The sequence below is a fragment of the Rummeliibacillus sp. TYF005 genome (assembly GCF_003844195.1).
Lineage (GTDB): Bacteria > Bacillota > Bacilli > Bacillales_A > Planococcaceae > Rummeliibacillus.
This window is the reverse complement of record NZ_ML122560.1, coordinates 34,742-60,290: the sequence shown is the minus strand read 5'-3', so window position 1 is coordinate 60,290 and position 25,549 is coordinate 34,742. Positions and strand designations below refer to the sequence as shown.

The following is a 25,549-nucleotide window of genomic DNA, read 5'->3' as shown; positions in this document are numbered from 1 at the left end:
TTTTATGATTGACATTTCACCCCTGGGCTTAAGTGTATTATTTCTTCCTATTAAGTCAGTAGAGTATATATATTGTTTTTAATACAGATTTGTCAAACAACAAGGAACCACACTTTTGATATTATATACGGATTACACTTAAAATAAGTTCCTTATCCCAAAAAACTTATTTAAGAACATGTACTAAAAATTATATTAAGAATTTAACTGTTTTTACATCTTGCCTATACATATCACGATAATTTCCATGTTAATATACTAGTTGGAGGTTATATATATGAAGATTACACATTGGCAGTTATTCAAAGACAGCCTCATTCATCCTAAAAAGTTAGCTGCATATCGACTGCTTCCTATAGGAAAGGTCATACAATTTGTATTGTTGCTCGTACTATTCGTAACAATTGTTTCTTTTATTCAATTTCTAACAGGCGTTGGTTTAGAAACAAGCCAGATTAACGGTTTAAAGCAATTTATCAATGATATAAAATGGCTAATATATCCATTTGCCTTTTTATTATTATTCGTGATCAATTCCTTTACACTTTTTGTTCAAATTAGTATTTATGCTTTTATCGGGTTAGGGATACTGAAATTTCAGCATAAGCGCGGTGAATTCCGACATATTTGGCGAACTACTGCATTTACTGTCACATTATCAACAATCTTCACCTCACTATCTGCTTTTTTCATATCCAATAACCGCTTGGTATCAAGCCTCAGCATTGCTATTACAGCTATTTACTTGATCATTGCTTGTTCAAAATATCCAAATCAACCGAAAAAATAGGTCTGAATCTCTTTCTTTTTCATATATTAGTGGAAAAGGGAGGGATTTTTTGTGAGAGTACTAGTTTCCGCACTGATTATAATAGTCTGTGCTTATTTTATAAAAGTAGATTTAATCGAAGGAACCATTTCAAAAGCAGATTTTTATACACCTCAACAAAAATGCGAGGAGTCAGATAAAATCCAAACAATTACCGTAACCACTGCACCTGGTGATACATGGGAATCTTTATTTTCCCTATACCCAGCTGAAAATTTAACTTTTGCTGATCGACTTGAACTGGTATACAAATTCAATCCCCATTTATTAAAGCAAAGTTTTAAACCTGGAGAGGAAGTAATTTTACCGTTCCGTGCAAAAAATGCTAATTCATGTTCAAATTAAGCGGTTAATGTTTCTTTCTTGTCATTTTCTTCGAAACACTGCTAAAATAGTGATTAGTGAAGGCTTTTATAAGCCACGAAGGAGAGAGTAATTCATGAATGAAATCACGCACCGTTCGAAAACACGTAAAGTTCGTGTAGGTGATTTAACAATCGGCGGAAGCAATGAAGTAATCATCCAAAGTATGACAACAACTAAAACACATGATGTTGAAGCGACAGTAGCAGAAATTCTTCGTTTAGAAGAAGCAGGATGCCAAATTGTTCGTGTTGCTTGTCCTGATGAAAGAGCTGCAAATGCGCTAGCTGACATAAAAAAACGTATTCATATCCCACTCGTTGCGGATATTCACTTTGACTATAAACTTGCTCTAAAAGCTATTGAAGCCGGTGTGGATAAAATCCGTATCAACCCAGGGAATATCGGTCGTAAAGAAAAAGTTGAAGCTGTTGTTAATGCAGCAAAAGCGAAAGGTGTTCCAATCCGTATTGGTGTTAATGCTGGTTCACTTGAACGTAAAATTTTAGAAAAATACGGTTATCCTACTGCTGATGGTATGGTAGAAAGTGCGTTACACCACATTAAAATTTTAGAAGATCTTGATTTCCACGATATTATCGTATCTATGAAAGCATCTGATATTAATCTTGCTATTGAAGCTTATGAAAAAGCTTCTCGTGCATTTGATTATCCATTACACCTAGGAATTACTGAATCAGGTACATTATTCTCTGGTACTATTAAATCTGCTGCTGGACTTGGTGCTATTTTATCTAAAGGCATTGGTAACACATTACGTGTTTCTTTAAGTGCTGACCCTGTTGAAGAAGTAAAAGTAGCAAAAGAATTATTGAAATCATTCGGTTTAGCTTCTAACATGCCTACTTTAATCTCATGCCCTACTTGTGGTCGTATTGAAATCGATTTAATCTCAATTGCTAACGAAGTAGAAGAATATTTACAAACTATTAAAGCACCTATTAAAGTATCTGTTCTTGGTTGCGCAGTTAACGGACCAGGTGAAGCACGCGAAGCTGATATCGGTATCGCTGGTGCTCGCGGAGAAGGTTTACTTTTCCGTCATGGTAAAACTGTTCGAAAAGTACCAGAAGAAACAATGGTAGAAGAATTGAAAAAAGAAATCGATATTCTTGCTGAAGAATATTACAAAAAGCAAGAAGCTGAAAAAGCCGCAAACGCAAAACAATAGCATCTAGGGGGACATAATATTGACAAAGAAATATAGTTTTGGCATTGATATTGACGGTACTGTTACAACACCAGATTTTCTATTACCTTATATCAATGAAGCATATCAAACTAATATCACGTTAGATGATGTTAAAACTTATGACCTTACTGAAGCGTTGGCTGTTGATAAAGCCGATTTCTTCAAATGGTTTAAATCTGAAGAACTAAATATGTATAAAAACCCCCCTATTCAACTAAATGCAAAACGTATTTTAACTAATTGGTATCCAAATGTTTCTTTAAACTATATTACAGCTCGTGAAGAAAACTCCCGTGCAGTGACAGACCATTGGTTTAAAGCAAATCACCTACCTTATGATACGATTGATATCGTTGGAGCAACAGATAAGGTGATTGCTGGACGTAGACACGGCGTTCAATTGTTTATGGAAGATAAGCATGATAATGCCGTTAGAATCCATGAAGAATTAGATATACCTGTTCTATTGTTCGATGCACCATATAACCGTGAAGCAATTCCAAATGGTGTTGTTCGCATAAAAAGTTGGCTTGAAGCTGAAAATTGGGTAAAAAAAGAATTTGGAGTTTAATAGATTAAAAGTAAAAGCGAAAGATTGCTCTAGAGCAGTCTTTCGCTTTTTATTAAAAATTAATATCTAATATTTTCTTCACTTTTTCTAATTTCTCAGGCTCTTTTTTAACCGTCATATACATCATTTCTTTTTTCATCGTATCTTGGAAGAAAATTGTTCCATCTTTTAACATATAAATCTTATAGGTCAGTTTGTTCATCTCTTTCGTGTCCCCAAGGGCTATTATGTAGCTACCTTGTTTGTCTAACTGTTTTACAACTTCAGCTTGTTTTTCAGTTTTAGGAACCATCACAACTGATCTATTTACAGTTCTTATATAATCTTGAACAACTGCAGGATCTTCTACTAGCTTACTTGTTTCCTTCGTTGATATTCCTTTATCATCGACGCTTTGAATAAATAGATATTGATAAAATTCAGTTTTAGGTATAATGATTTCCCTTGTATTCGCTTTAGAATTTTCTTTCCCACAACCAACTAAACCAATTACTAAAGCAGAGACTAATAAAAACGTTTTAAACAACATTCGCATATGTAATACTCTCCTTTTCCCTACTATAACTTTCCCCGCTCATATTATACCTTGAAAATTATGAAAGAAATCAACACTCAAATAAGTTGTAACAAGATTGGCAAACAATGTTATCTTTTTTGAAAAAATTTCTTATGTTAAAAGTAACTATTTTTCTATATTTTCTTGACTTTTCTGTTTAAATTAATATGTATAATTCTATTACAATTATGAATACCATTTTGTATAATAATCAGTATACTAAAGTTTCTAAGAATCGAGGAAAGCGGTGGAGAATATGGACTTGCAGTATTTCATGAATGTCTTTACAAATTGTTTTATTTTCCTCTTTTTCATTCAATATATTGTTAGTATTTTTAAATCGAAGCACAAAGACCTATTATCAAAAATGTTGATTAATTGCTTCGTTATCTCAACTATTATTACCTTATCAATTCCTCTACTTGAAGAATGCGATATTCAATTAGGATATATTATTGAATTTCCATTTGAGGATTGAATAAGTCGCCCCTGTTTTTTAAAATTCCCAATTAAACCTTCAAAAAAATTGAGCTTGCCATCCTTCTGGATAACAAGCTCAATTACATGCGGGTAATTCCCTATATATTTCAGGCTCTATTTTTCACTTACTCTGTCTATAAATAAGAAGACTGATTTTCTAAAAAGTCAATCAACTATAGATTTTTACTAATTGTTGTTACACATTTATAGTTTTACGTGCCTGACTTGCGTGCAATTTTTTCATAGTAAATCTTGCTGCTGGCTGAGCGATTAACATTTCAACCCAAAATGCGATGAAAAAGTTTCGTGGCCAATTATATAAGAATGTTCGAATCAGATCTAAACTCATTTGCCTTGTACCAATCCATGAACCAATAATTGTCAGTAAAATAGACAAAATAGTTACGCTAAACAATATCGTAAATAATATTCTTGCATTAAATCCGTCCGTCGGCTCCGTAAACTTTTGGTTAAGTTTTGTAACAAGTGGATTTGCAACAAGTGTTACCAATAAAACGACAAAAATCCATACAAAAGGAATTACTTTTAAGGTATCAAGATACACATCTTTACTGAATCCAAATTGATATCCCATAATTATAGGTGCGATAATATTAACTGAAAGTATAGATATAATCGCTAAGAATAATATGAATTCCTTTCCATTTCTAGGTAATCTTGTTTCCTCATGCATATTGATCATCTCCATATAGTATTTCAGATGGCAGACGTATCATTGAGACATATATTTTTGGTCTGTTAAACCAATATCTCTACACACTTATTGTTAAATCATATCATTTTTTTCGAGTATATTTCAAGTACTCGAATATAAAAATGATAAATCTTTACATTAAAATTTACTAAAACAAAAACCTGTCATCCATTGCTATGACAGGTTTTTCTTTATACAATCCGGACATTTACCGTAAATTTCAAATTTGTGATTTTCTATCTCGTACTCAGGAAGTTGTTCGTGGAGCATATCCATTGGGCACAAGTGAATTTCTTTGATCTTCCCACATTCCATACAAATAAAATGGTGATGGTGATGTTCAGTTTCACATTGCATACGGAAGTGACGTTCACCTGATAGCTCGGTTTCTTCTAATATCCCCAGGTCTACAAATGTAGCTAGATTACGATAAATCGTATCATAGCTCATACCTGGGTAATCCTTTTTCATCACCACAAGCAGATCGCGGGCAGTTAAGTACTTATCATTCTCCTCGAACATCTCTAGGATTTGCTCTCGTTTATCTGTCTTTTTAAACCCGCTATCCTTTAGTATTTCCCATGCCTTTGTCAAATTCATAACCCAATTACTCCCCTCAATCCTTTGCACGAATTGCCATTACAATTTTCTTGATCATAATGACCAATAGTAAAATTAAAATAGAAGTTACTACAATTGTACCACCAGGTGCCAAATTTAGATAGAAAGCTGTTACTAATCCTATAATTACTGCCAATTCACCAAAAAGAATGGCAAAGAAAATAGTTTGTTTAAAACCCTTTGCTATTCGAATACTCGCTGCAACAGGTAATGTGATTAAAGAAGAAACAAGTAATATCCCTACTATTCGCATACTTGCCGCAATAACAAGAGCCGTTACTACCATGAATAGTAAGTGAATTGTTTTTGCAGGTAAACCACTAGCTTTTGCATAATCCTCATCAAATGAAAGGACAAATAATTCTTTATAAAAAATAAAGATAAACGCAAACACTAAAATGGCAATTCCAAGTACAATCCATAGATCTTGTCTACTAACTGCTGAAACAGAACCAAATAAATAGCTAAACAAATCCGTACTAAATCCTTGTGCCAATGAGATGAAAATAGCACTCATTCCTAGTCCAGCTGACATAATAATTGGAATCGCTAATTCTTCAAAATGTTTATATAATCTGCGCAGACGTTCGATTAAAACAGAACCCCCTACTGCAGAGACAATCCCTAAGTAAATAGGATTCAATGTTGCGAGTGCTGTAACACTTTGACTTAAGTATAAACTTCCAGCAATACCAGCTAAAGTGACATGGCTTAACGCATCTGCGATTAAGGATAAACGCCGTACAACAATAAATACACCGAGTAACGGAGCAATTACGCCAATAATAATTCCTGATAAAAAAGCATTTTGTAAAAAATCATATTGTAATATTGATTCGATCATTTTTGTTTCTCCTTATTATCATGATGAATTTTTCGAACTGCATGGCCATACCATGCGTTTAGTTGATCATCGGATAAGGAATCATAATCGTCTTTATAACCGTGGAAGTGGATAGTTTGGTTTAAACAAGCTACATGACTTATCGTATTGGATACTGTGTCCACATCATGTGTGACTAAAATCATTGTCATATGATGTCGCTTATTTAAATCGGTCAGCATATCATAGAATGACTGCACATTCTCGTGGTCAATTCCGACGGTTGGTTCATCTAATATAAGTAATTTTGGCTCTGCTACAAGCGCTCTTGCAATAAAAACACGTTGTTGTTGACCACCGGATAGTTCACCAATATTACGATTTGCAAATTGTTCAATACCAACAGCTTTCAAAGATTCTATTACTTTGGCTTGCTGATTTGGTAATCTTCTTTTAAATAGGCCGATTTTTTTAGTAAGACCGCTCGCTACTACCTCTTTAACTGTTGCAGGAAATCCAGAATTAAACGAATTAGACTTTTGAGAAACATATCCAATCCATTCTCTATGTTTAAAAGTCGAACCTGGTTCTCCAAATAATTTCACAGTACCCTTGGTAGGTTTTAATAACCCTAAAATAATTTTCAATAATGTCGATTTTCCGGAGCCATTTGGGCCAAGTAGCGCTAAAAAATCGCCTTCTCTTACGCTTAATGATATATCTCTTAAAACATTTGTATATTCATATTGAAATGAAACATCTTGTAATTCAATTAACGGCTTTTGCGCCATATACTTCTCTTCTTTCTAATTCATAATCATTACGATTTACAAATTCAAAGTATAATAGATTGCGGGCGCTTTGTAAAGAACAATATCTTGAGAGGATGACTAAATGGATTATCTTTCATTAATAAGTGAAATCAACCGTAAATCAGATAAGGAGCTTGCCGAATATGCCAAAACTTATCAGATTCCACTTTCGAAAAAAGAAATACAAAAATTACGCCCACTTCTTTCATCGTTCTCGATCTCATGGGTATTAACAGGTATTCCTGAACATGTGCTCAAAGAAATCGAGAATATTCTTGGCAAGAAGAAAACGAAAGAATTATTAGGTAAATACGGAAACTATATTTAATTGAATTTAGAAAGCGCGTCCAGCCAAAGGATGCGCCTTTTTTGTTTGTAAAGAAGGTTGAAATAAACTCATTTAGAAAGGAAATAAATAAACGCTAAATGGTAATAAATCAGTTCAAAATGCAAATAAATTTATATCAAAAAGAAATAAAAAGCCGATAAAAGGTACTAAACTGCCCTGAACAAAAATAATAAACGTCATAAAAAAGCTGATTGTTGATAAGCATCTACAATCAGCTCTTTCGTTAACTTCACTACATCATATATAGCTTTTAAATTGTTCCTTCAGTTTAAACTTTTGTATTTTGCCTGATGCGGTCATTGGATAATGATCCACGAAGTAAATATATCGAGGAATTTTATGGCGTGAAATTTTTCCATCACAAAATGATTTGATTTCTTCTTCAGTTGCAGTTTGACCATCTTTTAGGATGATCCAAGCTGCTGCCTCTTCACCGTACTTCACATCTGGAACACCTGCAACTTGTACATCCAATACTTTAGGGTGTTTGTACAAGAACTCTTCAATCTCACGCGGATAAATATTTTCACCACCGCGTATGAACATATCCTTTAATCTTCCTGTTATTCGGACATAGCCATTTTCATCCATCGTTCCAAGATCCCCTGTATGAAGCCAGTTATTTTCATCAATTGCTTCCTGTGTTGCATCTGGATTTTTATAATACCCCTTCATCACTACATAGCCTCGTGCACAAATTTCCCCCTGTACTCCTGGTGGAACTTCGTTATTGGTACCAGGTTCCATAATTTTCACTTCAACATTTGGTAAAGCTCGACCAACTGTCTCCACTTTTAAATGGATAGGATCATTGGTTCGTGTTTGCGTTAGCACAGGGGAAGTTTCAGTTTGACCATAACAGATCGTAATATCCTTCATCCCCATCCTATTCATAACGCCTTTTAGCACTTCTATTGGACATATGGATCCTGCCATTACGCCTGTACGAAGAGATGATAGATCGTAATCTTGAATATTTGGCAAATTCAATTCGTTTATGAACATCGTCGGTACTCCATGAAGTGCTGTACATTTTTCCTTCTCAACTGTACGTAAAACTTCTGCTGCGTTAAACTCTTGTACTGGTACCATTGTACCGCCAGCAGAAACAATAGCCAATGTTCCAATAACACATCCAAAACAATGGAAAAATGGTACTGGAATACAGAGTTTGTCCTCATATGTTAGTTTCATACACTCTGCAATATTAATAGCATTATTGATTAGATTAAAATGACTTAACATTACACCTTTTGGAAAACCAGTTGTACCTGACGTATATTGAATATTAATAACATCATCGTAAGATAACGAATTCTTACGTTGTATTAGTTGTTCATCGGTAATTTTCTGACCATTTGATAAAAATTCTTCATAAGTAAATGTACCAGGATACTTTTTCTCACTAATCACAACAACCGTTTTTAATAATGGTAAACGTTCGCTTACGAGCTTTCCTGGCTCACTAGTTTTTAATTCAGGGCAAATTTCATAAAGCGTATCGATAAATGAGTAATCTCTTAGCTGATCCATTAATATAATCGCACGCGAATCGGATTGCTCCAACAAATACTCTAATTCTGCCGTTCGATAATTTGTGTTTACCGTTACGAGAGGAGCGCCCATCTTACCTGACCCAAATTGTAACCCCGGCCATTGAGGTACATTTGTTGTCCAAACGGCAAAATGATCCCCCTTATCTAATCCAATAGCCATTAATGCTTTTGCTACTTCATCTGCATGTCGATTAAATTGCGAATACGTTAAACGGAAATTACGATCTGCATACACTAGTGCTTCTCTATTAGGATATAATAATGCTTTTTCCTCAACTAGTTCACCAATTGTTCGATAAACCAATTCTGCCAAATAGTTCCCTCCCACTATTTTTTTAAAACCTAATATACGAGACAATAGCAACTCTTTAAACTTCAGATGTGCCTTTGTTCATCTTCGTTAGCTTAAACACTTTTCCAGATACTATCGCATTTACAATCTCAAAAAATGAACTAGAGATGAAATTAAGATTTTTACCATTACCATTATTAACCGTATTACAAATTCTTTATATTTAAGAGTAGACAACATCTTGTAAGAATAAGTTATGATAAAAACTATTTTTTCATGTTACATTCTTTGCAACAAATTGGTTATGTTCGAAGAAAATTTAGATAGTGATATACATTACATATTTTCTTTGTATACTCTTACTTTCAATTCCACCCATTCGCCTTCATCGTCACCTCTTAAAATATGAAAGATGGGAGAATTGATCTGATAATCATTTCGAATGGCATATTGAAACAATTCATCATATGCTTTTTCAGTTTTCACTTCGAAATTGTCTCTGACTCTCGTCATCAACATCTCATCTATATAGAAATAACTTTGGAAGAATAAATCCGAGTCTTTCGGAATATCAGATTGTTCTACTGGAATATAGATATCGATAAGCATTTTTTCGTCAAAAGGTATATTATGCAATGCATAAAAAAGAGGCCCTGCTACGGTTAAATTCGCCTTCACCAATTTTACATTAAAGTCCTCCATTGCAAGTTCAAATTGACTAAAATGGATTTCATATGTATGCCAAACCACATTCTTATACATCATTGTTTCAAAATCCACAACCATCTCTCATCCTTCTTTCACTTGAGCATAAATATCCATAATGACATGATCAAATGCATCAAAACATACATGATAAAAAGGTTCTTCGATCATGAGATTATTTTCCTTCGCATAAGTTCTCAAAAGCGTATAAGCCTCTTCTAACTCGTCAATTTCTGCGCATCTCACATAAATAGCAGGCGAAATCTCCAAATACTCTAATTGTTTAAAATCTGCATCATCCCCTACCTCAACCTCAGTATTTATCCCAACATAATAAGAATATTTACCAAAAGCAGGCTCATTTTTCATCTCCTCTGCTTTAAAAGTAACAGGGCTCGTATAGTAAATATCCTTATTCACTAAATTTCTACGTAAACTTAAAGCAGGCAAATACCATTCCTCATGCGGAATAATCTCCTCAACACAAATTACATTTCGAATAACAAGTGATTCTTCACGTACAATCACGGTCAATCTCCTTTCTATTTAAAAAATTCAGAAATTAGAATATCGAATAACTCCTTATCGTCTATTCTTCTTCCTCTTCTTCTTTTTTCTTTGATTCTTAGGATTTACATATTGTAACTTTTTTTGCGGTGGTGGGTTTACAGCAAAAGATGGGTAACAGAAAATACAATAAGCAGCTATTATGAATTCACAATTTCCTATTAACATTGCTATAAAAACTATTGAAAATGCTAAAGTCATTAATAACATATTAATATCTTGAAATAGTACATTTTTTGATAGTATTGTTGTTAATACAATACATAAAAATAAAATTGATATCCAAATCATCGTATTCCGTTTACTTAGTAATTTCTTTTCTTTCTTTTTAACACCATTAATTAAAAACAATATATGAACAATTATTCCTGTGAAAATTATTAATAATAGAAAAGGGGTATAGGTACTAAATGTTCCATCGTCAATTGTAAACATAGCAATCATTATGAAGGGATCAAGAGCAGCTTTATAAGTATATAAAACCCGGCTAACACTTAATACTTTAAAATTAAAAGTACGCTTCGTTCTACAGAATAAAATTAGTAGTATTTGAAGAATCAATAGACTTACTTCACCATAAAGGATTACTTTCCATTCCTTTTGAAGTACATTTAATCCAATTGAATAAGCAACTCTATATGTTATGCCTAAAAGAACAAGAGAATAAATGAATAAACTTAAAAGATACAATCTATTTCCAGAAATCGTTAATCTTCCATGTTGAATTTCGTATTGGATATTTGAAAACTTTTTATCATTTATTTTTTTCAAACTTACACCTCATTTTCACTTAAACCAATTCAATAATTTTCCTCCATATTTTTTTACAGAATTAACCCCTTTATTAACAACATCTTTTGATTCTTCAACAATACTCTTTGAAGAGTTATTAAGTTTTTTATTTACTGCAAATGTCAATCCAAAACCCAATCCAGCTCCAACCACGGTACCTATTGGTGGAAAGAAACCTGAGCCAATTGCTGCACCCATTGCTGTTGCCCCTGCACCATAAGTAGTATCCACAACTGTACCTACAACAACCTTTTGAGTATTTCCTTTGTAAGTTTTATAATTGTCTGCAGCAACAATTCCGACACCCAACGGACCTAAACTTTTTCCTGCAACCTTCATACTTTTCCCCAGAGAATTCATCCCTTTAGTACTTTCTTTAAAACTTTCTGCTGCATTTTTGTAAGCTGTTTTTGGATTTTTCCAACTTGGTAAAGATTTGATCGTTTTTTTTGTAGACTTATAAGTTTTCCCTACAAATTCATCTCCAAAAGTGGTAGCCATTTTTATAACTTTTTGGGAAGGCGAAAGATTTATGAACTTTCTATATTTTTCTAATCCAAATAATTTATCATATTCTCGTATCATTGCGAGCTTACCACGTTCTTTTCCGTATACATCCAGGCTTTTTTTTAAGGCTTTATAATTTTCTGTAGTAAATGCTTTTGTTTTAAACTCTCCTATATGTTCCGTAAATTCTTTTGCTTTAAATTTATATAAAGTAGTTTTTGAAAGTACATTATTAAAATTCCGATATTGTTCTTTTGTTAAAGCATGTATACCTAAATTTTTTAATATTCTACGTGATGATTCATCTAACTTGTAATAAGTATATAGTTGCGCTGCAGCGGTCATCATGGTATTCGCCTTATTTATATTTTTTAATACTTTTTCAAAGCTCTTCATGCCAACCAGCATTCCTATAGCCATCGTTGCCAATTTGATATCATCAGGTTGTTGTACCTTTCCAATTTCTTTTGAGCTGACTTTAGGAAAATGATTGGATGATATGCTATTTGCAGTTAGTTGAATAATTTTCTGCGTGACTTTTTCTACGTCTTGTTTGGAATCTTTTACAATTTGTAATCCTCTTTGATCGAATCGATGGAATCTTTCGTTAACTTCTTCTATATGCTTTTCTGAGTTGTCTACATTGTCGATGAAAGGTGAAATGGCTGGTACCTGTAAGCTGATGATATCTGATACACTTGTTATAATTTGTTCACCCTCATGATGTGTATCTAACATGCCAGTTTCAATTGTTTTTACTTTTTTATCTAAATCGAGCAAATACTCTTTTGTTAGAATAGCAGCTGAATCTGCATCCACCATTTGTTGAAATATTTTAGTAATTTCGGTGTAGTTTTTCAATATTTGTCGGGCAGTTTCTTGTAAATCGATAATTGTTTGTCCGTGAACATTCTCAAAATACTGTTTCGTTGTATCAGCAGCTTCTCCCTGAAATGAATGGATTTTACTAATATTATCTGTTTTTTGTTTCAGTGTATCTAATTTAGCCGTAATTTTTTTCACACTATTATGTAAGTCTAATTGAAGATTTAGCAATTCTTCCATCGCTATCTTCATGCATTTCAACTCCTAGCATGTTATTTATTTTTTATTTGGTTCGCTAGATGCTCATCATGCTGTACCATAGAATCTCCTATCATTTGTAGCTTTTTCAAGTCTGTTTCCAAAAATTCGTTATAAAGGTTGAACACATTTTTTAAATCCTCTATAACTTTTAGTTGTTCTTCCATGCAATTTACATCAGTAATTTTGAGTTTAAAGGGTGGTATTTTAGCTCCCGCTACATTATTTTTAGCGTTTGTTATTTCCTTAACCGTTGCATCAAATACTGATTTATTGATCGATATTTCACCCACAGTCATTCACCTTTCCTTTTAATTTTCAATAGAATGATTGAGACTTGAAATACTAGACTGTAGAGAGGAAATTTCTGAATAACAAAGTTGTAACTGATTGTATAGTCTTACAATTTCCTCTTCGATGCTCTCTTCTACCTCTTGTAAATCCTTGTTATAATCCACTAAAGACTGCTCGATTCTATACTTTAAATCTTCATATTTATTTTTTGTAATCCCCTTCCAAAGCGTTGTATCTATATCTAAATTTTGAACTTTCTTTTTGTAATCGTTACTTTCATTTATGACATCAACTAGTTGTGCATTTGCAGCTTTAAGGCGCTCGATTTTACCATTTAATATGGTAATCTGTTGCCTTTTTTGAGCTATTTGTCTCTGCAAAACAGATCTCCTACTAATTAGTCCAGCTTTATCCAAACTCACACCTACCTTCAATATTGCCATATGTACTATTTTCCAACATTTACACTTCATGAATCAATAGTTTTCCAAATAATATAACTTTAGTCCTTATTTTACCAATTAAATATTCCTATCTAAATTTTTTGTATATGTAAATTTCCTTATGTATTTTTATTTTTTAATATGTTATTTAATTTCTCACTGTGCTATAAGTAGCGATGTAAAAATATGCATTAAAAAACACCTGTTCTTTTATTGAAAGAAACAAGTGCAATGAGTGGTATTTATTTTCAAGATAATTTTAGTTTTAGGATAATTTCTTCTATTAAAGAGCTTAATGGATTTAAAATTTGAGTATGTAAATTTCCACCTGCTTCTACCATTGACAACTGAGCAATTGCCAAGTGATTAGAATGGTCTTTTGTCATCTCCGAAAGTTTATTGTAAACAATTTCATTATGCAATTTTGTATTTCCATCCATTAAATAGTCAAATGCATTTGGTATTATTTCAATGAGGTAACTATTTTGTCTATTTTGCTTACATAAATATTCGTTAAGTCTGTTAGTTGTTCCTTTTACAGTTTCAGGATTAGTAAAGATCAACTTTTTAGGAGCCGGTAATTGTGCAAAAGCTTTAAAAAATGGTTCATCAATGTTTATAATCGGTACACTTACTGTACTTGTATCATCTAATAATGCACTATAATTGGTACATGTAATTACTATCGCATCAATACCTACTTTTGACATCCAATGGAGTTGTTCTAAAACCTTTTTCTTTGCTTCTTCAGCAGTGAAAGTAGGATCATTTGTTATACGTAATAGTAAACCAGGATCTACAAAATGATGTAATGTAATTGGATATTGCTCTAACGCTTTTTCAAGATAGCGAGTGTTCGAGTAATGTGCATGTAAGCATCCTATTGTTTTCATTTTTCACCTCATCATCCCTTTTTATCAATATCCATCATGAAATCTTCAATTTGTTGAAAATGATGTAAGTCATGATCCATTAACCCTTTGAAATAATCACTTAATGTTAAATGACTTTTACCGATTGAAAAAGTTTGATCAAATACTTCATGGGATAATTCATTAATGAAAGTTAATAGTCTTTGTCTTTCTTCGATAAATTCGTGAATCACCTCTCCTTTCAACTTTTCTTTGCTCATTGAAGCCGCTGTAGCATTCGCTTCATGGACTTTTGGAGTAACTACCTTTTCCGTTCCCAACAGGAATGAAGGCAGTCTTTTTTCAATAAGAAATTGATCCCAAAAGATTAAGTGACCTATAATTTCACAAGTCGCCCACTTTCCTATAGCAAGTGGCATTAGCCATTGCTCATTATTTAAAACTTCTAGATTACCTACAAATTGAATGGACTTTTTATAATGATCAACAATTCTTTCTTTCGGTTTGATATTATTCGTCTCCTTCTACAATGTTTTTTGACAATCTATTCAAACAAAGTTACTTTAACATTCCCCTTTAGTAATAGTAAATATTGATGTAATTGTGCTCTATGGTGTTGCAAGTGGACTAATATTTCTAATAGCCATTCAAAATAAGAGTATGTCGTTCCCCAATAACTTGATGTTTCCTCTGTTAAATCATCTATAGATGAATAATAGTTTTTCAAATCTTTGTATCCTTGTTTTAAAGCAATGCTCCATTCTTCTTTTGTATAAGCAACGTTTTTAGAGTAGAATACATCCATTTCTTCTAGGGATGATTCTTGCAAAATTTGCAAATCCGCACTGCATATTAGTGAAAGATGAGAGCATAGTTGTCCTAAATTTCTTTTCCCTTCAACAGGACAAAACTTAAGATCTTTTGTTTCTACATGTGAAAATAACTCGTTAATAGAGTTAACTATAAATTGAATTTGATAAAGTGTTTTCTGGACATAAAATTCCATATCGTTTCCCTCCTTGTAAAAAATTATATTCTATAAAATACCATAAATCATATACAAATTCATTTAATATTTACTATTAAATATAAAAATAGATTTTTATTCTAAATTTTTGTCCAAATTGTGAAAGTGTGCTTATTCGGAGAAAAAAACACTTACATCAAGGGGGAAATTTTTGTTATAGTGAGAAACATATTGGTATTGCTGTAATGGTCTCACTGTTCTCTGCAAAAACCATAGCTATCTAGTAACTACAGCAAAACGGTCTAAAATTTTTAGTATAGGATAATAAGAATATTATAAATTTATTTAAAAATCTAAATATACCATTGACAAGTTATAGAATTTTAGATAAAATTAATTTCAATATTTGTATATAAGAGCAAAGGCTATGATAAGAAGTAGTAACAATTATAGAGACTTTCAGAAAGTTGCCGGTTGATGAGAGGCGCATGTCGATTGGTTGTGAATTCCTCTTGGAGCTGCGTACCGAACAGAAATCTAAGTAGGCTACGACGGTAAGCATCCGTAATCTAGTGCAACAGTATCGTCTATATGACCGTACTTTTTGAGGTAAGTAATGTGAATTACTTGCAAATTAAAGGTGGTAACACGAGTATAATCGTCCTTTTGGTTAATCCAAAAGGACGTTTTTTTATTTCTTTGTTTCTTATTGTAGTACAAATGTTAGTAAACTATTTGATAGGAGATGCTAGCGATGATATTAAATTTAGAAGAACAAATGAACGAGTATAAAGCTATAGAGGGGCACGTTTACCAAAAAGAACTAAAATTAAATCATGAGAATGGTCCTCACAAGATTCCTGAGCTATTACTAGAAATAAATTCTGAAAGAGTAATTGATATTATTCCTCAACTTATTCAGCTAGGTATGGTGAATGATACTAATCAACTGATTCGATTAATAAGACAAGATGCCGTAAAGATCAATAATGAAATGCTTTTTGAGGATGAGTTGGATCGGGTTTTGATAAATGATGAAATATTACAAATAGGTACGAAGAGATTTTTGAGAATTATTAAATAACTGAATCAGAATTATTTATCTTTAAAGAAATTTTAACACAGTGGTATTTTTTCAATTACCACTGTGTATTAGTTTAAATAATCAGGTATTACAGTCGAAAATTTCGTGGGCATTAAGCTTATATTTTAAGCTCTTTTTTGAAAAATAGCTGTAAGTATTCCATCAACTCCAAAAACAAGTTCATCTTCATGTACATTCTTCATTTTTCGAATTTCAATGCAATCGAAGTCATGGAATATTCTTTTCAATTTATCCGCAGTAAACCCTAATCCACCTTGTAGACTTTTAACTCGGTATACCTCCCAATCGGAAATATCAGAACCTCCTAATGGTCCATTTTCAACAAAACAAGTAATTGCAAAGTATCCGCCTGGTTTTAGGGATTCTTTTACTAGATGAATATAATCAGCCCTTCTATGTGGTGCTATATGATGAAAGCACCCCGAATCGTATACTAAATCATAATGAGATTCTTTAATATGTAATTTAAACAGATTTTGATTGATAAAATTGATTTTTAGATTTCTTTTGATTGCTCTTTCCGCAGCCCATTTAAGTGATTCTTCAGAGAGGTCTACTGCATCAACATGAAAATGATTGTCTGCTAAATAGATGGCATTTCTCCCTGGACCACAGCCTAATTCTAATGCATTCCCATCTTTCAATAACCCTTTTGCTAAATAACTTACTAAATTTTCATCTGGCTTGTTTTCAAAGAATGGAACCTTCTCTTCTCGATTACTATAAAAATCATCCCAATGAATCTGTGAATTATTTAAGTAATCATCTAACATTTGCATTAAGTTGTCGTGGTTAATTTTACCTTGTTCATGCTCTTCGGATAAAGCTTTTTCAAGAATTGTTACTGTCAAGTCATGATCCTCTCTTACATATGGAACTTCAGCAGGCTCAACCCAAATTCGAGCAAGTGACTCGTTTTCTCTTAAGAATGAATCGCAACTTTTTACATCCATTCTGTAAAAAGCCTGATAACCAACGACTGGATATTTTCCTGTAACATCAAAATGTGGGTTATCTTTATGGTTAACTTCTATTGCACCTATATATGTAATATCACCTCTGATATAGGCTTCTTCATATACTTCTCGGTGAATCGCTTCTTCTAGAGACTCTCCTTTTTCAATATGACCACCAGGGTAGTTAAATCCTCTATTTTTTATTTTAGAAAGCACTATTTTGTCATTTTGAACACAAATTGCATGTACACTAGTAACTATATCTTCATCCTCGATATTATAATCAGGTAGCCAAGTCAATTTTACAGGTTGACCTCCCCACTCTACTATCATAGATTTCATTTTATCCTCCTATATTTTTGAAGTTTCAAACCCTTCTCCTAAATAACGCGTATAAATTGTTTCCTCTTTCACTCTGTCTTCATAAGTTACTCTATAGGCCTGGGCATAGGGTCTTGAACTGATTACTTCTTTAATAGTTTGATCGACATAGTGTATTGCTACACCATCATCTGCTGCAATACCAGATTTTATCCTATTTGTTTGAATAAGATTTTGGTATGAAGGTCTTCTATCCTTTTCTCCGTCATAATGTGGACAATTACTACCTTTTAGAAATCCTAAACAATGTATAGGTTCTAAGGCATCCCCAAAAGAATCGGTGACTCCCTCTTCAAACCAACAAATGGCTCCTGCACTAATACCCGCTAAAATAATGCTGCCATGCCTTTTTCAAAATCTCATCAATGCCCCACTCTTTTCAAAGTGCTAGGAGATTTTTTGTATTACCTCCTCCCACATAAATAATATCTTTTTCTAAAAGGTATCCTTCTAAATCTCTTGAAGGAGGGTTAAATAATGACAAATGGGAAGGAATACAATTCTGCTCACTAAAGAATTGATAAAATCTCTGAATATAATTTTCTGCATCTCCGCTTGCTGTTGGTAAGAAGCATATTTTAGGTGTCTTATTAGGAGATTGGCTTAATATATATAAATCTAATAATGGATTGTCAGGTTCCATTGAGAAACCTCCTCCACCTAAAGCGATAATTTGTTTCATCTTTTCTCCTCCATAATCATTTATAAATAAAAACTCAGCACGATTAACTCGCCTTTTTCCCCCATTACTCGAACTCCTTCATCAACAAATCCACACTTTTTATAGAGAGATTGTGCATCTATATTTTCTACATTAACCGATAAAACAATTTCATTGATTTCAGGAAACTCACTTTTCACTAATTGTGGCAACAATTGCAAAGTCTTCTTTGCATAACCTTTTCCTTGATGTCGATCATCAGTAGAAAAGCCACGCAATAGAATTGCATAGCTATTATCGCTGTAAGGTACTACGCCTTCATTTCTATGTAAAACGAAGAAAGTTACTAGCTGCTCGTCCTCAATAACCAAAATATTGTACCGATCTTCTTCTTTCGTTGATCGTTCAATACTTTCTTTTGGTGTACATGTAAATCTTAGCTGTTCTTCTGTTAATTTATAATTTTCAATCAACTGTTTATATTGTTCTGTATATAAGATTAAATTCAATTTATAACTACCTCCTAAAATACGCATCTACTAATTCTTTTGACTAAATACAACTTTACCAGCTACGACAGTCTTTACTACTTTTGCTTCTAGCATCTCTTCTGATGTTCCTTTAAATAAATCTCGATCAAAAATTGAAAAATCTGCAACGTAACCTGGTTTTATAAGCCCACGTTCATGTTCCTTACAAATTGCTTCTGCGCTACCTACTGTATACATTCGGACTGCTTCATAACGTGTTAATTTTTGTTCTTGTAAATAGCCTTCTCCCTCTGTATATGGCTTTTTACGCTCTACTGCTGCATAAATGGTCAAAAGCGGGTTAATGTCTTCAATCGGGGCATCTGTCCCAGCAGCACACATAATTCCCCTATTCAATAATGTTTTCCAAGAGTAAACATATTTTAAGCGTTCTTCCCCTAAACGATCTATAATCCAAGGAAAATCAGATGTAACGAATGCCGGTTGAGCATCTATCACTATAGGTAACTCGGCAATCCTTTCTATTAAATCTTCACGTAATACGGAAGCATGGATTAGTCGATCCCTTTTCCCCTTTGGTACAGGGTATTTTTCAATGACATTCAAAATTTGTTCAGCCCCTGCATCACCAATCATATGTACAGCAATTGCCTCATCGTATTTGCGCGCAAGTTTTACTAAATCCTCTAATTCTTGATCTGTATGAATAAGGAGTCCCTTAGTTTCTGGATTATCCGTATATGGTTTGGAAAGTGCTGCTGTAAAACCACCTAAAGATCCATCCGTAAAGATTTTCATTGCACCCGGTTCGATAAAAGGTTCATCAAATTCAACGTTCGCCGCCATCATTTCTTTAAACACAGCATTATGTCGCAGCAGATTTACTCTAAAATGATGTTTTTCACCAATGACACGACGAAAAGCAGTTAGTGGATTGATAAAATCCCCAAAATAATGCATATCCTCCGTATGACCACCTGTTAAGCCAAGGGACAACATTTGGTTGACCGCAAGATTGAGTTCATCTGATAACATATCAATATATGCTTCACCTTCTCTTGGAATAGCGGAAGTAACAAGATCACCCGCGGTATCATATAACAAACCATTTAGTTTGCCCTCCGTATCCCTTCCAATCTCTCCGCCTAATGGTGATTGGCTTTTTTCATATATCCCACCTGCTTCAAGTGCCTGAGTATTGCATAGGATCACATGATGACAAACTCTTTTCAAAAGAATCGGTTCTTTACGAATTGAATCTAGTTCATCCTTTGTTGGGATACGTTTTACTGCAAAATTATTTTCATTCCACCCATCGGCAAATAACCATTGATCACTTGGGGTAGCTTTTGAAGCCTCTTTCACCATTTCTAGCATTTCTTCAGCAGAGGTAGCTTTTGATAAATCTAACCAGACCATCTTTTCACCTTGAAAAATCATATGAAGATGGCTATCTACAAAGCCTGGATACATTGTTGCACCCTTTAAATCGATTTGTTCATCTGAATGATTAACCAAATCCTTGAATAATCCAACAGCTATAATTTTATCCTCTTCTACTAAAACAGCTTCAACTGTTTCCTCTTCTTTTTCCATCGTATAAATTGTTCCACCATACCAAAGTTGTTTCATATTATAAATGCTCCATTCTTAAAATTCTCTGATCTTATTTAGAAGTTATTTCGACAAAAGCGTTATTTTGTCCTTCATATGAAGCATTCTTCTTTTTCATCTATAAATTAACCTGCAGTAAGCCCCCTCAATACAAAATAAAAATGCCCTAAAAGATATTTATACCTTTTAAGACATTTTCGTCCCAGTTATATATTGATGCTATACTTTTTTCGTAAATGATTTAACTTCTGTACAAATAATGTTAATGCAAATAATACACCTATTACAGTTGCCATCATGCCCGAAATAGAGGTGTTTAAAATTTTAGCTATATAGTAACCAAGTATAGCAATTATTTGAATTGTCAATTACTTTTTTACATAAAAAAACATCACCCTAATAAAAATAATTAGAGTGATGTTTTTAGCTTGCTATTCTCCGCGTAATGCATCGATCTTCTCTGGCATAAATTTTCCTGAGCGGAACATTTCGATTTCATAAGCATATGGAGCTTTTTTATTTTTTGAATCGGTACCAACCCATGGTGTTTCAAGAATCTTAGGGATTCCTGTGAAAGCTTCATGATGTGCGATACGATTTAGTGCATCAAAGCCGATATGACCAAAACCAATGTTCTCATGACGGTCTTTCGCAGCACCACAAACATTTTTACTATCATTGATATGTAGTACTTTGATACGATCTACACCAATAACTTTGTCAAAATGTTCTAATACCCCATCAAAATCATTTATAATGTCGTATCCTGCATCATGTGTATGGCATGTGTCATAACATACAGAAAGGCGTTCGTTATTGGTTACGCCATCAATGATTTTAGCTAATTCTTCAAAGGTACGGCCACATTCTGAACCTTTACCAGCCATTGTTTCTAATGCAATTTGTACAGGATAATCTGTTGAAAGGACTTCGTTTAAGCCTTCAATAATTTTAGCTATACCGACATCAGCACCTGCTCCAACATGAGCTCCTGGGTGTAAGACAATTTGGGTAGCTCCAATTGCTGCTGTACGTTCAATTTCTTTTTGCAAAAATTCAACACCTAGAGCAAAAACTTCTGGCTTTGTCGTATTTGCAATATTGATAATATAAGGTGCGTGAACAACAATATTCGACAGACCATGTTCTTTCATATGCGCTAATCCGGCTTCGATATTTAAATCTTCAATCGGTTTTCTTCGCGTATTTTGCGGTGCACCTGTATAAATCATAAATGTAGATGCTCCATATGAAGCAGCTTCTTCACTAGATCCTAGCAGCATTTTTTTGCCACTCATTGATACATGTGAACCAATTAACATAATATGTCCTCCTTTTAGCGTTGGCGGCGACGTTTTTTACGTTCTTTCTTCTTAATTTCTTCCATTTCCCAACGCATATTGCGCTTATATCCTGGTTTTACCTTTTTAGGTTTACGTACTTTAGATTTTGCAATACGATCGATTTCATCTGATTTTTTCTCACGTTTTTCACGTGCATGGCGTGTTTTCATTTCAATAATCTCGCCATTTTTAATGTCTTTTGCTTGGAATGGTATACCCATATTTTCAACACGTGCAATAGCATCTTCGTCAGACGGTTCAAAAATTGTGATAGCTAGTCCTTTGTTACCTGCACGAGCTGTACGTCCAACACGATGGATAAAGAATTCTAAATCTGTTGGTAGTTCATAATTGATAACATGGCTAACACCTGGAATATCAATACCACGAGCAGCTAAGTCAGTTGCAACGATATATTGGAATTCAAGATCGCGGATTTGTTTCATCATCTTTTTACGGTCACGAGGAGTAAGGTCTCCGTGAATACGACCTACACGATAACCGTTATTTGAAAGAAAACCGGCAACATGTTCAGCTTGTTTACGTGTATTAGTAAAGATAATCGCTAAGTAAGGGTTTATCGCACCCATTACCTCTAATAGTTTGCTGTTCTTAGATTTACTGCGTGTCGGAATAAGATAGAAATCTAAATTTTCCGCTACAGGTTTTTTGTCATCCATTTGAATATGGATCGGCGATGACATATATTTTTTTAAGAAAGGTTGTAAACTTTCTGGAACTGTTGCAGAGAAAACAAACATTTCAAGGTTTTCTGGCATTTGCGATGCAAATTGGTCAATATCTTCGATAAAGCCCATATCAAAAGCAAGATCTGCTTCATCAATTACAAGAATTGATGCAGTATGAACTAACAATGCTTTTTCGTTCACTAAATCGCGAATTCTTCCCGGTGTACCTACTACAATTTGTGGTTGCGTCTTTAGCTTATCAATTGAACGCTGTTTATCAGTACCACCGATAAATAATTTTGCTTGAATATCAGTCTCATCAATAAGTTTGTGAAGTTCTACATTTATTTGAGTAGCTAATTCACGAGTTGGAGCTGCAATTACAGCTTGTACTTCTTGTTTATCTTGACGGATACGTTCTACTATGGGGATTAAAAAGCTGTGCGTCTTCCCTGTTCCTGTATGCGCTTGTCCGATTGCACTTTTACCTTTTAAAATAAGTGGAATCATTTCTTTTTGAATCGGGGTTGGCTCTGTAAAGCCTAATTTTTGGATAGCATTTCTTAAAAATGGTTGGAAATTATAATCTGTATATTTGGACATTAAATTGTCACTCCTAACTTTCTATAAATATTGTAACATGATTCGCATTCATTAGACCATCTGCATATCATATCTATTAATAAAGCATTAGTCAATTCTCTTGTTGATTTTTCCTATGTGCTTTTTATTGTCTTATTTTACAAGTAAACAAATTCATAATTCACGTTTGAGTGAACTTTGATTTTACTTTGAAAAATTGAAAGGAGATTCTTATGGTTTACCGATCCTTTAACCCTTATGGTAACCCAATTCAGGGAGGGTTTAATCCATATGGAATGCAACAAATGATGAGGCCAATGCCTTTTCCACCTCCTGGTCCAGGCAACTTTAATGGACCTGCACAAGCTTTCGCAAGAGGAGCCGGTAATTTTATAGGTGCACCAGGTTTTGGTGGCCCTGGTCCAGGTGGTCCTGCTCCTGCTGGTCCAATTCGGAATTTTACAGGTGGCGCAGCTAGAGCTGTAAATTCTATAGGTAATTTTGCTGGCGGCACCGCTAGAACAGCGAATACTGTAGGTAATTTTGCCGATGGTGCTGCTAGAATGGCAAATTCTTTAAGTAGTTTTGCTGGTGGTGGAGCAAGAGCTGCAAATACTGCTGGAAATATTGCCGGGGCTGCCGGAGCTGCTGGAGCCGTGGAAGCTGCTGGGGCTGCTGCAAATGTAGCTGAAGGTGCAAGTTCCCTTGGAGGATTCGCAAAATTAGAACAATACTTAAATACAGCCGATCAATTGTTTAATACTGCTCAAAAATTTACGCCTATGGTTAAACAGATTTCACCGATGTTCCAAAACCTACCTGCTTTATACAGACTTTATAAAGGGTTCCAAGGACTTCCTAATGCAAATAGCCCTACCACCGCAACTGATCCACAAAATAATAACCTTGCGCAAGAAAGAAGACCAATGAGATTTAGATTTGGTAGAAATAGTTCACAACCTGAGCCTGCACAACCAGAAGTTCAAGCATACACACCACCAAGAACACGCCCATCAACCCCAAGAATATTCCAACCACCCTTTAATGGGTAAAGTGATACTTCCTTCAGAGGGGTTCTTTCCCCCTCTGAAGGTTAGTTGAACCAATCGGGCTTTTTACGGGCAGTTCCATCATCTCTCCTTTTGAGGTGATGGAACTGCATATTGCTGAAGAATAGATTATTTTGTATTCAAATCAGGACTCCGGTATAATATACATAGCGAGCGTTGAAAGGAGTTCGAAGCATGCAAGTCATTAAAATCACACCACGAGGATACTGTTATGGCGTTGTCGATGCAATGGTGATCGCACGTAATGCAGCCTTAGATAAAACATTACCAAGACCTATTTATATACTCGGTATGATTGTTCACAACAAGCACGTTACCGATGCATTCGAACAGGATGGAATTATTACTTTAGATGGTCCAAATCGTCTTGAAATTTTGAAACAAGTTGATAAAGGAACCGTTATTTATACTGCACATGGTGTCTCACCTGAAGTACGAGAATTAGCAAGAAAAAAAGGATTAGTTGCAATTGATGCAACATGCCCTGATGTTACAGTCACACATGATTTGATAGAAGAAAAATCTGCTGAAGGCTATGATATTATTTATATCGGTAAAAAAGGACACCCAGAGCCAGAAGGTGCTATCGGTGTATCACCTAACCATGTACATCTTGTGCAAAACTTGGAGGATATTGACCAACTAAATCTTACTCGTGATAAAATCCTTGTGACAAACCAAACAACCATGAGTCAATGGGATGTAGCAGATTTAATGGACCGATTGAAAGAAAAATATCCAAATATCGAAATTCATAAAGAAATTTGTCTAGCTACACAAGTTCGTCAAGAAGCAGTTGCAAAACAAGCAGGTGAAGCTGATCTATTATTAGTTGTTGGTGATCCTAGAAGTAATAACTCTAATCGTTTAACACAAGTTTCTGAAGAAATTGCTCATACAAATTCTTATCGTATTGCAGATTTATCAGAACTTAAATTAGAGTGGCTTGAAGGTATCGAAAAAGTTGGAGTTACGGCTGGTGCTTCCACACCTACTCCAATTGTTAAAGAAGTGATTAGATTCTTAGAAAAATATGATCCCAATGACCCTTCTACTCATTCTTTAGCGAGAACCGTAACATTAGATAAAATTTTACCTAAGATTAAACAACCTTCACCAGTTGAAAAAATCATGCCGTATAACCTATCTGAAAAATAATAATGGCTAGTGTTAGTAAGAGCGTCTTACTGTCTTTATAGACAGATTAGACGCTCTTTTCTATTCTTGTTCAGTTATTATATATCTCA

The 25,549-nt window shown here is 33.9% G+C and carries 29 protein-coding genes, 2 pseudogenes and 1 other annotated feature; of the genes and pseudogenes, 8 read left to right on the top strand and 23 right to left on the bottom strand.

Annotated elements, in window-relative coordinates; translation table 11 throughout:
* The first annotated feature begins 277 nt into the window (after positions 1-277).
* The 4 genes from CW357_RS10820 to CW357_RS10805 all read left to right on the top strand — a co-directional run bounded on the left by CW357_RS10820 (position 278) and on the right by CW357_RS10805 (position 2,976).
* Positions 278-790, top strand: coding sequence for a DUF1189 family protein (locus CW357_RS10820; RefSeq protein ID WP_233548149.1), 513 nt, complete (start codon positions 278-280; stop codon positions 788-790).
* A 51-nt stretch (positions 791-841) separates the two neighbouring features.
* Complete coding sequence (locus CW357_RS10815; protein WP_119417052.1) at positions 842-1,174, top strand: hypothetical protein; 333 nt, start codon at positions 842-844, stop codon at positions 1,172-1,174.
* A 94-nt stretch (positions 1,175-1,268) separates the two neighbouring features.
* Positions 1,269-2,384, top strand: a complete 1,116-nt coding sequence (gene ispG, locus CW357_RS10810) for a flavodoxin-dependent (E)-4-hydroxy-3-methylbut-2-enyl-diphosphate synthase (RefSeq protein WP_119417053.1) — start codon at positions 1,269-1,271, stop codon at positions 2,382-2,384.
* A 19-nt stretch (positions 2,385-2,403) separates the two neighbouring features.
* Entirely contained in the window at positions 2,404-2,976 is a 573-nt protein-coding gene (locus CW357_RS10805) for a hypothetical protein (RefSeq protein WP_124218019.1), read from the top strand.
* 52 nt (positions 2,977-3,028) lie between these two features.
* On the opposite strand, the gene CW357_RS10800 is transcribed toward CW357_RS10805, so the two are convergent.
* The 5 genes from CW357_RS10800 to CW357_RS10780 form a co-directional block, all read right to left on the bottom strand.
* Positions 3,029-3,511, bottom strand: coding sequence for a hypothetical protein (locus CW357_RS10800; protein WP_119417055.1), 483 nt, complete (start codon positions 3,509-3,511; stop codon positions 3,029-3,031).
* 697 nt (positions 3,512-4,208) lie between these two features.
* A complete protein-coding gene (locus CW357_RS10795; protein WP_119417057.1) occupies positions 4,209-4,706 on the bottom strand; it encodes a DUF2798 domain-containing protein in 498 nt (165 codons plus the stop codon).
* Between the two features lie 195 nt (positions 4,707-4,901).
* On the bottom strand, positions 4,902-5,327 hold the full coding sequence (locus CW357_RS10790) for a Fur family transcriptional regulator (RefSeq protein ID WP_119417058.1): 426 nt from the start codon (positions 5,325-5,327) through the stop codon (positions 4,902-4,904).
* Positions 5,328-5,343: 16 nt separating this feature from the next.
* Positions 5,344-6,192, bottom strand: coding sequence for a metal ABC transporter permease (locus tag CW357_RS10785; RefSeq protein WP_124218018.1), 849 nt, complete (start codon positions 6,190-6,192; stop codon positions 5,344-5,346).
* Positions 6,189-6,962 (bottom strand): metal ABC transporter ATP-binding protein, encoded by a 774-nt coding sequence (locus CW357_RS10780; protein ID WP_124218017.1) that lies wholly within the window; start codon positions 6,960-6,962, stop codon positions 6,189-6,191. The genes CW357_RS10785 and CW357_RS10780 overlap by 4 nt, the downstream gene beginning before the upstream one ends.
* A gap of 103 nt (positions 6,963-7,065) precedes the next feature.
* Between CW357_RS10780 and CW357_RS10775 the strand changes: the two genes are divergently transcribed.
* Positions 7,066-7,311 carry a DUF2624 family protein gene (locus CW357_RS10775; protein WP_119417061.1) on the top strand — a complete coding sequence of 82 codons (246 nt, stop codon included), beginning with the start codon at positions 7,066-7,068 and terminating at the stop codon, positions 7,309-7,311.
* A 258-nt stretch (positions 7,312-7,569) separates the two neighbouring features.
* Here CW357_RS10775 and CW357_RS10770 read toward each other — a convergent pair whose 3' ends face one another.
* The 10 genes from CW357_RS10770 to CW357_RS10725 all read right to left on the bottom strand — a co-directional run bounded on the left by CW357_RS10770 (position 7,570) and on the right by CW357_RS10725 (position 15,449).
* The gene (locus CW357_RS10770; protein WP_124218023.1) at positions 7,570-9,192 is read right to left on the bottom strand and encodes an AMP-binding protein; all 1,623 of its coding nucleotides are present in this window, start codon (positions 9,190-9,192) and stop codon (positions 7,570-7,572) included.
* Positions 9,193-9,516: 324 nt separating this feature from the next.
* On the bottom strand, positions 9,517-9,966 hold the full coding sequence (locus CW357_RS10765) for a DUF5085 family protein (RefSeq protein WP_124218016.1): 450 nt from the start codon (positions 9,964-9,966) through the stop codon (positions 9,517-9,519).
* 3 nt (positions 9,967-9,969) lie between these two features.
* Entirely contained in the window at positions 9,970-10,413 is a 444-nt protein-coding gene (locus CW357_RS10760) for a DUF5085 family protein (protein WP_124218015.1), read from the bottom strand.
* Positions 10,414-10,467: 54 nt separating this feature from the next.
* Entirely contained in the window at positions 10,468-11,223 is a 756-nt protein-coding gene (locus tag CW357_RS10755) for a hypothetical protein (RefSeq protein ID WP_124218014.1), read from the bottom strand.
* Between the two features lie 15 nt (positions 11,224-11,238).
* The gene (locus CW357_RS10750; protein ID WP_124218013.1) at positions 11,239-12,828 is read right to left on the bottom strand and encodes a T7SS effector LXG polymorphic toxin; all 1,590 of its coding nucleotides are present in this window, start codon (positions 12,826-12,828) and stop codon (positions 11,239-11,241) included.
* 20 nt (positions 12,829-12,848) lie between these two features.
* The gene (locus CW357_RS10745; protein ID WP_124218012.1) at positions 12,849-13,133 is read right to left on the bottom strand and encodes a TIGR04197 family type VII secretion effector; all 285 of its coding nucleotides are present in this window, start codon (positions 13,131-13,133) and stop codon (positions 12,849-12,851) included.
* Between the two features lie 12 nt (positions 13,134-13,145).
* Positions 13,146-13,571 carry a YwqH-like family protein gene (locus CW357_RS10740; RefSeq protein ID WP_256386324.1) on the bottom strand — a complete coding sequence of 142 codons (426 nt, stop codon included), beginning with the start codon at positions 13,569-13,571 and terminating at the stop codon, positions 13,146-13,148.
* 248 nt (positions 13,572-13,819) lie between these two features.
* Positions 13,820-14,464: a hypothetical protein gene (locus CW357_RS10735; RefSeq protein ID WP_124218010.1), complete on the bottom strand. Its 645-nt coding sequence runs from the start codon at positions 14,462-14,464 to the stop codon at positions 13,820-13,822.
* Between the two features lie 11 nt (positions 14,465-14,475).
* Entirely contained in the window at positions 14,476-14,910 is a 435-nt protein-coding gene (locus CW357_RS10730; protein ID WP_256386325.1) for a DinB family protein, read from the bottom strand.
* Positions 14,911-14,987: 77 nt separating this feature from the next.
* Positions 14,988-15,449, bottom strand: a complete 462-nt coding sequence (locus CW357_RS10725; RefSeq protein ID WP_124218008.1) for a DinB family protein — start codon at positions 15,447-15,449, stop codon at positions 14,988-14,990.
* A 379-nt stretch (positions 15,450-15,828) separates the two neighbouring features.
* Positions 15,829-16,079: a binding site (T-box leader), on the top strand.
* A gap of 85 nt (positions 16,080-16,164) precedes the next feature.
* Here CW357_RS10725 and CW357_RS10720 point away from each other — a divergent pair.
* Positions 16,165-16,494, top strand: a complete 330-nt coding sequence (locus CW357_RS10720; RefSeq protein ID WP_124218007.1) for a hypothetical protein — start codon at positions 16,165-16,167, stop codon at positions 16,492-16,494.
* A 125-nt stretch (positions 16,495-16,619) separates the two neighbouring features.
* Here CW357_RS10720 and CW357_RS10715 read toward each other — a convergent pair whose 3' ends face one another.
* The 8 genes and pseudogenes from CW357_RS10715 to CW357_RS10685 all read right to left on the bottom strand — a co-directional run bounded on the left by CW357_RS10715 (position 16,620) and on the right by CW357_RS10685 (position 23,253).
* Entirely contained in the window at positions 16,620-17,294 is a 675-nt protein-coding gene (locus CW357_RS10715) for a class I SAM-dependent methyltransferase (protein ID WP_124218022.1), read from the bottom strand.
* A 105-nt stretch (positions 17,295-17,399) separates the two neighbouring features.
* A pseudogene (locus tag CW357_RS10710) lies at positions 17,400-17,804 on the bottom strand (NUDIX domain-containing protein); the annotation flags it as partial.
* An 18-nt stretch (positions 17,805-17,822) separates the two neighbouring features.
* Positions 17,823-18,534: pseudogene (locus CW357_RS10705) on the bottom strand (Type 1 glutamine amidotransferase-like domain-containing protein).
* A gap of 20 nt (positions 18,535-18,554) precedes the next feature.
* The gene (locus CW357_RS10700; RefSeq protein WP_124218006.1) at positions 18,555-19,022 is read right to left on the bottom strand and encodes a GNAT family N-acetyltransferase; all 468 of its coding nucleotides are present in this window, start codon (positions 19,020-19,022) and stop codon (positions 18,555-18,557) included.
* A 30-nt stretch (positions 19,023-19,052) separates the two neighbouring features.
* Positions 19,053-20,636, bottom strand: coding sequence for an amidohydrolase (locus CW357_RS10695; protein WP_124218005.1), 1,584 nt, complete (start codon positions 20,634-20,636; stop codon positions 19,053-19,055).
* Positions 20,637-20,824: 188 nt separating this feature from the next.
* Positions 20,825-20,986, bottom strand: coding sequence for a hypothetical protein (locus CW357_RS18265; protein ID WP_164489583.1), 162 nt, complete (start codon positions 20,984-20,986; stop codon positions 20,825-20,827).
* A gap of 63 nt (positions 20,987-21,049) precedes the next feature.
* Complete coding sequence (locus CW357_RS10690) at positions 21,050-21,940, bottom strand: deoxyribonuclease IV (protein ID WP_124218004.1); 891 nt, start codon at positions 21,938-21,940, stop codon at positions 21,050-21,052.
* A gap of 14 nt (positions 21,941-21,954) precedes the next feature.
* Complete coding sequence (locus CW357_RS10685; protein WP_124218003.1) at positions 21,955-23,253, bottom strand: DEAD/DEAH box helicase; 1,299 nt, start codon at positions 23,251-23,253, stop codon at positions 21,955-21,957.
* A gap of 212 nt (positions 23,254-23,465) precedes the next feature.
* Here CW357_RS10685 and CW357_RS18590 point away from each other — a divergent pair, with 212 nt between their 5' ends.
* The gene (locus CW357_RS18590; RefSeq protein WP_241155075.1) at positions 23,466-24,284 is read left to right on the top strand and encodes a YqfQ family protein; all 819 of its coding nucleotides are present in this window, start codon (positions 23,466-23,468) and stop codon (positions 24,282-24,284) included.
* A 192-nt stretch (positions 24,285-24,476) separates the two neighbouring features.
* Positions 24,477-25,460 (top strand): 4-hydroxy-3-methylbut-2-enyl diphosphate reductase, encoded by a 984-nt coding sequence (locus CW357_RS10675; protein ID WP_119414853.1) that lies wholly within the window; start codon positions 24,477-24,479, stop codon positions 25,458-25,460.
* The last annotated feature ends 89 nt before the right edge of the window (positions 25,461-25,549 follow it).

Coding starts and splice junctions, on each gene's coding strand:
- CW357_RS10750 (WP_124218013.1), bottom strand. CDS start 12,828: ATGAAGATAGCGATGGAAGAATTGCTAAATCTTCAATTAGACTTACAT.
- CW357_RS10725 (WP_124218008.1), bottom strand. CDS start 15,449: ATGGAATTTTATGTCCAGAAAACACTTTATCAAATTCAATTTATAGTT.
- CW357_RS10715 (WP_124218022.1), bottom strand. CDS start 17,294: ATGCAAATGTTAGATGATTACTTAAATAATTCACAGATTCATTGGGAT.
- CW357_RS10790 (WP_119417058.1), bottom strand. CDS start 5,327: ATGAATTTGACAAAGGCATGGGAAATACTAAAGGATAGCGGGTTTAAA.
- CW357_RS10735 (WP_124218010.1), bottom strand. CDS start 14,464: ATGAAAACAATAGGATGCTTACATGCACATTACTCGAACACTCGCTAT.
- CW357_RS10685 (WP_124218003.1), bottom strand. CDS start 23,253: ATGTCCAAATATACAGATTATAATTTCCAACCATTTTTAAGAAATGCT.
- CW357_RS10785 (WP_124218018.1), bottom strand. CDS start 6,192: ATGATCGAATCAATATTACAATATGATTTTTTACAAAATGCTTTTTTA.
- CW357_RS18590 (WP_241155075.1), top strand. CDS start 23,466: ATGGTTTACCGATCCTTTAACCCTTATGGTAACCCAATTCAGGGAGGG.
- ispG (WP_119417053.1), top strand. CDS start 1,269: ATGAATGAAATCACGCACCGTTCGAAAACACGTAAAGTTCGTGTAGGT.
- CW357_RS10775 (WP_119417061.1), top strand. CDS start 7,066: ATGGATTATCTTTCATTAATAAGTGAAATCAACCGTAAATCAGATAAG.
- CW357_RS10740 (WP_256386324.1), bottom strand. CDS start 13,571: ATGGCAATATTGAAGGTAGGTGTGAGTTTGGATAAAGCTGGACTAATT.
- CW357_RS10800 (WP_119417055.1), bottom strand. CDS start 3,511: ATGCGAATGTTGTTTAAAACGTTTTTATTAGTCTCTGCTTTAGTAATT.
- CW357_RS10745 (WP_124218012.1), bottom strand. CDS start 13,133: ATGACTGTGGGTGAAATATCGATCAATAAATCAGTATTTGATGCAACG.
- CW357_RS10720 (WP_124218007.1), top strand. CDS start 16,165: ATGATATTAAATTTAGAAGAACAAATGAACGAGTATAAAGCTATAGAG.
- CW357_RS10675 (WP_119414853.1), top strand. CDS start 24,477: ATGCAAGTCATTAAAATCACACCACGAGGATACTGTTATGGCGTTGTC.
- CW357_RS10765 (WP_124218016.1), bottom strand. CDS start 9,966: ATGGTTGTGGATTTTGAAACAATGATGTATAAGAATGTGGTTTGGCAT.
- CW357_RS10795 (WP_119417057.1), bottom strand. CDS start 4,706: ATGCATGAGGAAACAAGATTACCTAGAAATGGAAAGGAATTCATATTA.
- CW357_RS10780 (WP_124218017.1), bottom strand. CDS start 6,962: ATGGCGCAAAAGCCGTTAATTGAATTACAAGATGTTTCATTTCAATAT.
- CW357_RS10690 (WP_124218004.1), bottom strand. CDS start 21,940: ATGTTAATTGGTTCACATGTATCAATGAGTGGCAAAAAAATGCTGCTA.
- CW357_RS10820 (WP_233548149.1), top strand. CDS start 278: ATGAAGATTACACATTGGCAGTTATTCAAAGACAGCCTCATTCATCCT.
- CW357_RS10695 (WP_124218005.1), bottom strand. CDS start 20,636: ATGAAACAACTTTGGTATGGTGGAACAATTTATACGATGGAAAAAGAA.